Origin of the sequence: Pseudomonas sp. GD04015 (genome assembly GCF_029837675.1) — a bacterium.
Taxonomy (GTDB): domain Bacteria; phylum Pseudomonadota; class Gammaproteobacteria; order Pseudomonadales; family Pseudomonadaceae; genus Aquipseudomonas; species Aquipseudomonas paralcaligenes.
In genome coordinates this window covers 138,812-147,994 of record NZ_JAOEEE010000001.1, presented here as the reverse complement: position 1 = coordinate 147,994, position 9,183 = coordinate 138,812, and the positions used below count along the sequence as shown (strand labels likewise).

Sequence of the window (9,183 nt, the reverse complement as noted above, 5' to 3'; positions counted from 1 at the left end):
TCGGAGGGTTGCCGATCAGGCGGCGCCGTTCGCCTTCTGCAGGCCGCGGAAGTCGATGGGCGCCACGCCGGCGTCGATGCGGACCTTGGTCGCCACGCCGTCGACGGTGAAGCCCTGCTCCTGCTCCATGTAGGGCAGTTCGTTGCCGTCGAGGTAGGCCACCTCGATGGTGTCGGAACCCTGGCGCGCAGCGAGATACCAGGCAGTCGCCGACGCATCGTCCAGGCGCGGCTCGCCGATCACCTCGACGAAGTTGCGGATCGGGTTCTCGATGCCGGAGTTCACGTCGGCGCCGGGCACCGAGGCCGAGCGGATCAGCTGCTTGGCCTTGTCTTCCAGCGCCACCGGACCGAGCCAGAAGGCCGGGCGGATGTTGAGGGTACGAGGTGCGCCACCCTCCACGCCCGCGGTCTTCTGAGTGGCCATCTGAGTCTTGGCCTTGCTCAGCGACTCGATGGACAGAGCGGAGCCGGCACCGGTCTGCAGGTTCTTGTGGTCAGCGTGGAACAGGGCCTTGCCGTCGGAAAGGACCTGATTTTTGGTGAGCACCGCATACACCAGATCGCCGATGGTGCCCTTGGCCGCCATGCCCATCTTGCGCGGGATGTCGGTCAGCAGGTTCATGTCATCGTTGATGATGGCCTGGCGGGTAATGCTGAACAGCTCGCCGTAGGTGGCCAGGGTGATGACTTCCGAGCGACCGCCGACGGTCACGTACTTGTATTCGGCGCCCTCGCGAACTTCTCGCAGGGAGGGGAACTCGCCCAGACCCACGCGGTTCATGGTCTTGAAGTCGCTCAGCTGGCCCTTCTTCGTCCAGAGGTGGAAGGTCTCTTCGGCCTCCTCCCAGCCCGCCAGGAGCGAGCGGTGGGCGACATCGATGAGGATGGTGCCGAAGTCGCTGGTGGTGTGGGTGAAGGCCAGGCCGACCATCTGCATACGGTTCTGGCTGGCGACACCGATACCGCGATCCACCAGGGAGGCGCGGGCCAGCTCGATCAGGCTCATGTGGTTGTAGCGGTTGTCGGCCTGAATCTGCTCCAGGCCGGCGCGGGCCAGCACGGAAGCGCGCACGGAGTCGCCCACCAGATTGCCGTTGCCGGCGAAGATGTGGGCATTGGCGCCGGTGCGGGCCTGCGGCCCTTCGGACGGAGTGGCGCCGCCGGCGAGAACCGTCAGGAGCTTGGCCTGGGCCTGCTCGACGGTGACGCCCTGGTCCAGCAGCAGCTCGTTCAGCATGTCGCCATGGGCGGCAGCGAACGGGGTAAACACGGCGCGGATGCCGTCGCGGCGGGCGGTCTCGGCGGCCTGGGCGCGGGCCAGGATGGAGGCCTCGTCCGGCGCAGCGGCGACAGGTGCTGCCGGGGCAGCGGGAGCGGTGGGTGCCGCCGGCGCGGCCGGCGGAGTCGGAGCAGCGGCCGTCGGGGTGGACGCGCGCGGCTGCATCAGGGTCTTCAGTGCTTCGGGCATGTGGGCAAACTCCTGCATGCGTTTGGAGGTAAGTTGAGCTGCCGCGGCGAGCGGCTCGGTGAGCTGGTCGGCGAAGCCGGCCTCGACAGCCTCGCGGCCATCCATCCAGGTCTCCGCCTTGAGCAGAGCCTTGATTTCTTCTTCGGACTTCCCGGTCTTCGCCATGTAGGCCGCGACCATGGTCCCTTCGATCTTTTCCAGCAGGTCGGCATAGCGGCGCATATCGTCCGCCTCGCCGCCCTGAATGCCCCAGGGGCGGTGAACCATCATCAGCGCGTTCTCGGGCATGTAGATGGTGTCGGCGGCCATGGCGATGACCGAGCCCATCGAAGCGGCCAGGCCGTCGATGTGAGCCTCCACCCGGGCAGGGTGATGCTTGAGCAGGTTGTAAATCGCCGTGCCCTCGAACACGTCGCCACCGGGCGAGTGGATACGCAGGCTGATCAGCGACAAGTCGCCCAGCGCCTTCAGCTCGCGAGCGAACTGCTGGGCGGTGATGCCCCACATGCCGATCTCGTCATACAGCAGGATCTCGGCGACGCCGCGGCTCAGGGCCTTGATGCTGTACCAGCTTTCCTTCGGCTTGTTCTCCTCGGTCAGCGCGGCGCCGGCCGCCACTGCCATGGCCAGCGGAGCCAGCAGGGCGTTACTCAGGTTGCGATGGCTCCCCATGGGCGCCTCCTTTCTGGTTGTCTTCGGTGAAGTCGGGGGGCGGGTTCTTGAGGCCGGCGCCGTGCTGGTTGACCAGCTCGCGGGCCTCCTCGGCGGTGATCATCTTCCCGACGCCGAGGTATGCCTTCTGCACCGCTTCCACCGCGGTGAGCTGGTCCGGTACCGGCACGTCGTGGAAGGCGTCGGAGCTGAACACCAGCCCCTCCTCCCGGTTCTTCTTGATCTCGCCGATGCGAGAGCGCTTGAGCTCCTGCGGATCGCGGCCACGCGAGCGGGCCACCTCGGCCTCGTCGGCGAAGCCGCCCTTGACCAGCAGCTCCCAGGCCTGAGCCTCGTGCATCGGGTTGATCCACGGCATGACCGGCCCCTGGTAGACGGCGGCGTAGAGCGTGTTCAGGTCGACATCGGCAGGCGGCTTGAGCACGCCGGAGGCGATGGCCAGCGGCAGCCAGGTGCGGTACACCGGGCGGCACCAATAATCGATGAACTCATGCTGCAGTTGGTCGTAACCGAGCTGGGCCTCGACCAGTTCCTGGCGCTGGGCCGAGTAGGTGCCATCGTAGGAGCGGGAGACGGTCGAATAGGCCGACCGGCCAGCAGCCGCTACCGCGCGCAACATGCCGTTGCGGAAGCCCTCCAGCATCGGATTCGGCCGGTTGCTCTCGAACATGCCGATGTCTTCGCCGGGGCGTAGGTCGTCGAAGACCATCCCCGGCGCGATGGGAAAGGAACCACGCTTGGCGATGTCGCCGTTCGGAGCCTCGTAGTCCTGCGGCTCGCCCTTCTTGATGTAGAAGGCTATGGCTGCGCCGATGCGCGCCGCGATCCGCTCGCTCTCCTCGTAGTCTTTCAGGTCGGCCAGGCGGATCAGCGCCGCGTGCAGCAGTGGGACACCGCGGTTCTGGCCGATCCTCTTGCGGTATGCGATGTGGATAACGCGCTCGGCCTCGACCCGCTTGGTGGCCTGGTAGATGCCATGCCCCATGTCGCCCGGGTGAGCCTTCAGCAAGTGGTAGGCCCGCACCCGGCGCCAGGCGTCGCGCTCGATTCCCTGGATGATGCCCTTCGCCGTGTCGTTCAACTCGAACGGCAGATAATCCGGCTCAAGCAGCTCCAGAGCGAACGGGACCCGGGTCAGGTGGCGGTAGTGCGCCACGTTGCCCATCACCTTCTGCGCCAGCCCCTCGCCGTCGCGCAGCCAGGTGCGGCACATCAGCCGCTCCATCTGCGGGCGGCTCAGCTCGCCGGAGGTTTCCGGGCGCAACGACCACTCGGCCCAAGCCGTCTTGATCTGCGCGCAGAACTCCAGATGCACCTCGCCGGCAAGGTCGAGCACCAGCGGCTCGATACCGATACCGGCACCACCCACCACCCGCTCCTCGAGGCGGTCGAAGATGCCAGTCACGATGTCGTGATTTTCGTCCAGCCAGCGGCATTGCTCGCGCAGCGAGCGGCCGGCGGCCTGCAGCGCCATGTTCGCGCTACGCGCTTCACCCTTGGCCTTGTGGGTGCGGGTCGGGCGGGCGGCCTCGTAGGCCTGGATCACCGCCTGGTGGCGCAAGCGCTGCGCCACGAACCCCGGCGCCAGCGGCGCCAACAGCCTGTCGAGCCAGTTCAATCGAACGTCGCCAGCTTGTAGGAGGCGGAGCCGCCAGCGGCGGCCCGCTCCAGCCCCTTGACCTTGCGTTCCCATTCCTGCCGGCCGGCGCGGATCTCGGCCAGGTCGAACGAGGTCAGGGACCGACCGCCGAAGGAGACGGTCCGCCCCTCGCTTACTGCGAACTCGGCGTCGAGATACGCCTTGAGCATCTGCCGCGCTTTTTCGAGCGTTACGGTAGCCATGGGTCGTTACCTGTTGTGCTCAGGAACGCAGCGTTCACGTCCTGGGCGGATTGGGGGGGTGTTGTTTCTCGCTCGACGACCTCAGCCTCCACCGGCTTGGCCGCGGCTACGCGGGCAGCCTCCAGCGCTTCCAGGTCAAACCCGAAGTTCTGCTGGCTGATGCGCAGTGCGGCCAGGGCGTACACCAGACAGTCGCCCGCTTCGTTGCGGCGCCCGCCGGCGTCCCAGCGCGACTCGCGCTTGCCCTTCACTATCACCAGCTTCTTGCGCTCGGCCGTCAGCTGCTTCAGCTCGTCCTCGTCGCACCAGTCGATCAGCGGCAAGTGGATGCAGCCGGGCGTCGATGCCCACGGCTGCGGCACCTCGATGCGCAGGCGGCCGTAGATCAGCTCCTTCGCGTTGTCGGTGCCGACCTCGGTCTTGTAAATCTTGTTCTTCCGGCGGCGCGGGAAGTTGGCGATGGGCTTGCCGTAGGTGCTGGCCCCGAAGATCGGGATCACCCAGCGCACGCCATGCTTGATGCTCTCTTCGCGCACCTCGTCGGCGTAGTGGCCGCCGGCGTCCCAGCACCATCGCTCCACCCTCATGGGCGTACCGTCGGGGCGCTTGAACTCCCGGTTCAGCTCGACGCCGACCTTGCGGCGTAGCTCGACGCTGGCGGGGTCGCCGTTGAGGATGAAGCGACGAACCAGCCACTTCTCCTCGCCGGCGCCGATCGCCCACACCCGACCCTCGTAGCGGTCGTCCTGGGTATCGATGCCGCCGAACAAGCCCAGCGCCTGCTCAGGCACACGGTCGGTGCAGGGGTATATTTCGCGGCGGCCGTAAAGCTGCTCCCACTCCACGCGCTCGGCCTGATCCTCAATCCAGACTTCGCCGAGAATGGTGTTGGTAAACGTCAGGAGCTTGGCGCGGTCGCCCTTGACCTTCAGCCACTCGTCAACCAGGGCGATCCAGCCCGTCCATGTGCTGTAAATCGCCCAGCAGTAGAAGGCCACAGAACGCGGGGTCCTGATGGCCTGGCCGTCCTCGCCGAACCACTCCATGGCGTCGCGCGTCCAGACGCCAGTCGCCTCGCATATCCAGCGGCCACGCTCGGCCGCCAGCACCATCTCCTGATGCTCAAACGTCGCGGCGCAGTGCTCGCAGACGTACCAGGCCGCGGTCGCTTCGTTCAGCTCGTTCGTCGTCCACTTCAGCCCGAACTCGCAGTCCTTGCCGCCCCACTTCAGCGCCTGCTCATGCTGGCAGTGCGGACAGGGGATGTGGTACCGCAGGCGGCGCGGCGACTCCTCGGCCGCCTTGCTGATCTGGCATTCACCCTCAACGCCAGGCGTCGAACCCCGAACCGACTTCGGATACACCGCACCCCGAAGGCGCTGATCCCCCAGGAAGGTCGGCGAACCCTCGTTTTCAATGTTCCCGTCAAACTTCGACAGCTCGTCGTAGATGACCTGATCAACCGATTTCTCGCGGTAGTTCCGGGCCGCCTTGCCGCCGAGCGTCCAGAGGGTGCGCCGGTTGGCGAACACCTTGGTGTCAAGCGTGTTGTCGCTGTCCTTCTTCCCGAACCAGGGCGCCAGGGCCAGCAGCACCGGCACGTCACGCACCAGGCCGAGGACATGGCTCTTGCTGATCTTCTCGGCGTCCGGGTCGGTCGGACTCCACATCAGCAGATTGCGGCGCTTGTGCTGAATCTTGTAGCCGATGTCGGCCATCAGCATCTTGGTGTAACCGATGCGCGCCGACTTCACGAAGTTGACGACCCGGATCAGGTCATTCCCCATCGCGTTCAGGATCGCGCGCTGGAACGGCGCGGTCTTCCAGCGGCCCTCGTTGTACGAGGACTCGGCCGACATATAGAAGTGCTTGTCGGCCCACTCCACCGCCGTCATCGGCGGCTCTTTGTACATCCCCTGCAAACCCAGAACGACTGCTTTCCGCAGCTCAGTCATCCAGGGTTGCGAGGTACTCATTCAGGATTTCCGGCAAGTCGTCGGCGAAGTCGACGGCCAGGTTTCGGGCCTCGGCAATCTCGTGCTCGAAGGCCTCCAGCACTACCGGCGGGGTGTCAGGTAATCGGGTGCGAACGGTCTTGCAGACGGTCTCCAGCTTGGAGCCGATCTTGGCCGCGATCCGGGCCAGGGCGAACGTAGCGAACGGGGCGGGCACCAGCTCCCGGTCCTTCACCTTGTTCTTCTGCTCCTGGCCATAGGCCTGGGCCGCTGTCAGGCGCGTGCGCTCAAGCGTCAGCTTGTAATCGGCGAGCGGGTCGATCTCGGCACCGTCGGCGCCTGCTGGTTGTTGTTTCCCGGCCGCGTAGTCAAGCCGGTTCTGGAGTACCGCCTGGGCGGTAAAGAACACCTCGCGACCGATCTTTGCGGCAGGCTCAACGCCCCATTTCTCAAAGGCCTGCGGGGAGATGCCGAGGCTTGCGGCCATCTCGGACTTGTTCAGCCATCCGCGCTTTTTCTGGAGGTCTTCTGTGCTCATGACAAAACAACAACCAACCTTCGGAAAAAAGTCATACATCGCGTGAAGGCGGGGCTCGAATTACCCTCTGGCCCCCTCCCCCCTGGGAGGACCCGCCCGAATTTTCTGCACCGTCATGGTGCGTCCGAGGGGTCGCCAGGGGGTGGCCAGGCCACGGGGGTCAGCGAATGATGTTCCCCGCCCGGTCGCGCTTCCGACGACTGAAGTTCGTTGGCAGTCGACCACTGAGGGCATCCGCTATCGCCTTGTCTATGTTCGCTTCCAACTGACCATCGTTCTCGGCAACGCGGCGGGCTATGTCGTGGAACCTGTATCGTTCCCGGTACTGAGGCTGACGCACGAAGGCCAGCACCATGGCCACCTCCTTGCCCCTGCGCTCGGCAATACCGATTGCCCTGCTCCCTCGCTTCATGACGAAGAACGCACGCGCGTGCCCCTTGCGCGCCGACCTGGCGCTGTCCGTGGCGTTGTGGTCTGAGCCTGATCGATGCACGGCCTTGAGGCCCGACAGGATCTGCATCAGGTGCCCACGCTGGATATTGCCGTAGGCGTCCAGCCTTGCCCCTGCACCAGGGACAACGAACCGATCTGACGGCAGGATGCCCGCCTCTCTCAGCATCCGCTCAGAGCGTCGGGTGATCCGGTCACCGCCATCCACCTGGGGCAGCAGGTAGTCCTCTGCGCTGAATGGGTTCTTGCCGCCTGACTGGTCCTGTACCCATAGGGCCGCCTCCAGCCTCTGCGGGGTGGCGTTCAGGATGCGCGTAGACTTCAGCGTCCAGGGCGTTGGCCTATCGAACACATCAGTCATCGCCTGGGTCAGCGCTTGCCCACCCTGATTCGCTGTGTGGTTGAGGGCGTCGGCCAAGGCGGCCTCGGCTAGGCCACTACCCAGCACCTGCAGGCCTGCCGCCGCGTCATCCAGATCGGCGGCGCTGATCGTTCCGCGCATGCGCCTCCCCCTCCTAACCGCACTTGTGTGTCTTCACCCTGGCCTTGATCGCCCTGTTCGCCCAGTGCAGAACCTTGCTCGGGTCAGGGCTCAAGCCGGTAAGGCGGGAGGTAAGCAGCACGCCGGCCACGTACACACGCCACCACCAGGCGATATAGATGCGGACGGTGATCTGCACTGGCCTTGCCTTCATCTCGGCGCCTTCCTACGATCCAGCCCAGACCAGGGCGACGGGTTCCACTCCACACGGAAGAACGCAGCCACGTTGCCGCGTGCTCGGTAGACCTGAACCATCACAACCAGCAGCAGGGCAACCAGCATCGGCGACACTGGAGCGACTGGGCGGGCGTACAGGGTGTACAGCCCCACATGCAGCGCATAGGCGCCTGAGCATGCAGCCATGAACCAGGCGGCCAGGGACTGACCCAAGCGGTACCGCTCGCCGTTCGGCTTCCAGCACACGATGCGGATGCTGATCGCGGCGCAGATCACGGCAGCCGCGACCGTCCACAAGTCGAGCAGTACGAACACGGTGTTACCCATTGCTGCCTCCCGATCCCGGCGGGGTCAGTGCGCGGCGTGCCCAGGCAATGACAGCGCGGAGCCAGGTAGGCATGAGCCCGCCTCTGCCCCACTCCACCACGCCGATCAGCGCAGTCACGATGAAGGCAGCGCCGAGCAGTGCGGGCAATCCGCTGTACTGCGTCACGGCGCGCCCCATCAGCTCGGCGGCGATGTAGTACCCGCCGACCCAGGACACGAACAGATAGGCCAGGCGACCCCAGCCGGAGAGGTCACGTGCCCAGGTCACGAAGAACAGTGCGCCGGCCCATGCGCCGATCACGGCATTCAGGTCGACCCCGGGAAACAATGAAGCCACGCCGATACCGAGTGCGCTCGGTACTGCCGCCACTGCGACCGCGCTCGGCTCAGCCATGAATGATCCCCTAGAAGAAATGGAACAATCTTGTTGTATTGATACAAAATTGTTGTATACTGGATCCATCCCAACAACAGAGATGAGGTGATGAAGTTCAGCGAGTTCAGAAGATGGTTGAAAGCCCGAGGGGTGACCGTCGTAGCCGGCAGAGGTACTAGCCACTTCAAGGTCTACTACAAGGGTAAGCAAACAGTCTTCGCGGACCACGGAGCCAAGGAAATGCCGGAACCGACCCGCAAAGCGATCATCAAGCAACTGGGGCTCAAGTGAGCCCCCTTGGTGCATCTGGACACTGAACGATCACCCGCATAGGAGTGACCATGTACAGCTACGCAATCCGCTTCGAGCGGGACGATACTCCAGGCCTGGCCGTGTTCTGTCGCGACCTGCCTGAGCTGAACAGCTATGGCGACGACGAGGCGCATGCCATGGCCGAAGCCGTGGACGCTATCGAAACAGCACTGTCGATCTACGTTGACCAGCGCCGGGCCATCCCGGCCGCGTCAGCACCTGAGCCAGGCGAGCGAGTCGTTCACCTGCCAACCGTGACCGTGGCCAAGATCGCCCTGTGGAACGAGATGGTCGCACGCGGTATGCGCAAGGCCGATCTGTGCCGCCTCCTGGGCGTGGCCCAGATCCAGGGCGCCCGCCTCGTCGACTTCCTGCACCCCACCAAGATCGATCTCCTCGAGGGCGCATTGGCAGCCATGGGCAAGCGCATCGAACTGCAGGTGGTCGACGCGGCTTGAAGAAAACGCCCCGGATGTCCGGGGCTGCGGCCTGCTCCCTGCCAGAGCAGACCAGAACAATAAAC

At 65.2% G+C, this 9,183-nt stretch carries 10 protein-coding genes; 2 read left to right on the top strand and 8 right to left on the bottom strand.

Translation table 11 applies throughout. The features are described from left to right. Window positions 1-15: 15 nt before the first annotated feature. The 8 genes from N7640_RS00745 to N7640_RS00710 form a co-directional block, all read right to left on the bottom strand. Complete coding sequence (locus tag N7640_RS00745; protein ID WP_279903195.1) at window positions 16-2,142, bottom strand: ClpP-like prohead protease/major capsid protein fusion protein; 2,127 nt, start codon at window positions 2,140-2,142, stop codon at window positions 16-18. Then, complete coding sequence (locus N7640_RS00740) at window positions 2,117-3,760, bottom strand: phage portal protein (protein ID WP_279903196.1); 1,644 nt, start codon at window positions 3,758-3,760, stop codon at window positions 2,117-2,119. Before N7640_RS00740 ends, N7640_RS00745 begins: the two co-directional genes overlap by 26 nt. Then, complete coding sequence (locus N7640_RS00735; protein ID WP_279903197.1) at window positions 3,757-3,984, bottom strand: primosomal replication protein PriB/PriC domain protein; 228 nt, start codon at window positions 3,982-3,984, stop codon at window positions 3,757-3,759. The genes N7640_RS00740 and N7640_RS00735 overlap by 4 nt, the downstream gene beginning before the upstream one ends. Continuing rightward, the gene (locus tag N7640_RS00730) at window positions 3,972-5,960 is read right to left on the bottom strand and encodes a terminase gpA endonuclease subunit (protein ID WP_279903198.1); all 1,989 of its coding nucleotides are present in this window, start codon (window positions 5,958-5,960) and stop codon (window positions 3,972-3,974) included. The genes N7640_RS00735 and N7640_RS00730 overlap by 13 nt, the downstream gene beginning before the upstream one ends. Continuing rightward, on the bottom strand, window positions 5,932-6,477 hold the full coding sequence (locus N7640_RS00725) for a terminase small subunit (protein ID WP_279903199.1): 546 nt from the start codon (window positions 6,475-6,477) through the stop codon (window positions 5,932-5,934). The genes N7640_RS00730 and N7640_RS00725 overlap by 29 nt, the downstream gene beginning before the upstream one ends. 160 nt (window positions 6,478-6,637) lie before the next feature. After that, window positions 6,638-7,429 (bottom strand): hypothetical protein, encoded by a 792-nt coding sequence (locus tag N7640_RS00720; RefSeq protein WP_279903200.1) that lies wholly within the window; start codon window positions 7,427-7,429, stop codon window positions 6,638-6,640. 189 nt (window positions 7,430-7,618) lie between these two features. After that, window positions 7,619-7,972 carry a phage holin family protein gene (locus tag N7640_RS00715; protein WP_279903201.1) on the bottom strand — a complete coding sequence of 118 codons (354 nt, stop codon included), beginning with the start codon at window positions 7,970-7,972 and terminating at the stop codon, window positions 7,619-7,621. After that, window positions 7,965-8,366 carry a putative holin gene (locus N7640_RS00710; protein WP_279903203.1) on the bottom strand — a complete coding sequence of 134 codons (402 nt, stop codon included), beginning with the start codon at window positions 8,364-8,366 and terminating at the stop codon, window positions 7,965-7,967. The genes N7640_RS00715 and N7640_RS00710 overlap by 8 nt, the downstream gene beginning before the upstream one ends. 90 nt (window positions 8,367-8,456) lie before the next feature. Between N7640_RS00710 and N7640_RS00705 the strand changes: the two genes are divergently transcribed. Together N7640_RS00705 and N7640_RS00700 are read left to right on the top strand one after the other, a co-directional pair. Further along, window positions 8,457-8,639, top strand: coding sequence for a type II toxin-antitoxin system HicA family toxin (locus tag N7640_RS00705; RefSeq protein ID WP_279903204.1), 183 nt, complete (start codon window positions 8,457-8,459; stop codon window positions 8,637-8,639). Between the two features lie 50 nt (window positions 8,640-8,689). After that, on the top strand, window positions 8,690-9,118 hold the full coding sequence (locus tag N7640_RS00700) for a type II toxin-antitoxin system HicB family antitoxin (protein ID WP_279903205.1): 429 nt from the start codon (window positions 8,690-8,692) through the stop codon (window positions 9,116-9,118). Window positions 9,119-9,183: the final 65 nt, after the last annotated feature.

Bases quoted from the DNA above. Each gene is read 5' to 3' on its own strand.
- N7640_RS00705 (WP_279903204.1), top strand. From the start codon at position 8,457: ATGAAGTTCAGCGAGTTCAGAAGATGGTTGAAAGCCCGAGGGGTGACC.
- N7640_RS00715 (WP_279903201.1), bottom strand. From the start codon at position 7,972: ATGGGTAACACCGTGTTCGTACTGCTCGACTTGTGGACGGTCGCGGCT.
- N7640_RS00745 (WP_279903195.1), bottom strand. From the start codon at position 2,142: ATGGGGAGCCATCGCAACCTGAGTAACGCCCTGCTGGCTCCGCTGGCC.
- N7640_RS00725 (WP_279903199.1), bottom strand. From the start codon at position 6,477: ATGAGCACAGAAGACCTCCAGAAAAAGCGCGGATGGCTGAACAAGTCC.
- N7640_RS00720 (WP_279903200.1), bottom strand. From the start codon at position 7,429: ATGCGCGGAACGATCAGCGCCGCCGATCTGGATGACGCGGCGGCAGGC.
- N7640_RS00700 (WP_279903205.1), top strand. From the start codon at position 8,690: ATGTACAGCTACGCAATCCGCTTCGAGCGGGACGATACTCCAGGCCTG.
- N7640_RS00730 (WP_279903198.1), bottom strand. From the start codon at position 5,960: ATGAGTACCTCGCAACCCTGGATGACTGAGCTGCGGAAAGCAGTCGTT.
- N7640_RS00735 (WP_279903197.1), bottom strand. From the start codon at position 3,984: ATGGCTACCGTAACGCTCGAAAAAGCGCGGCAGATGCTCAAGGCGTAT.
- N7640_RS00710 (WP_279903203.1), bottom strand. From the start codon at position 8,366: ATGGCTGAGCCGAGCGCGGTCGCAGTGGCGGCAGTACCGAGCGCACTC.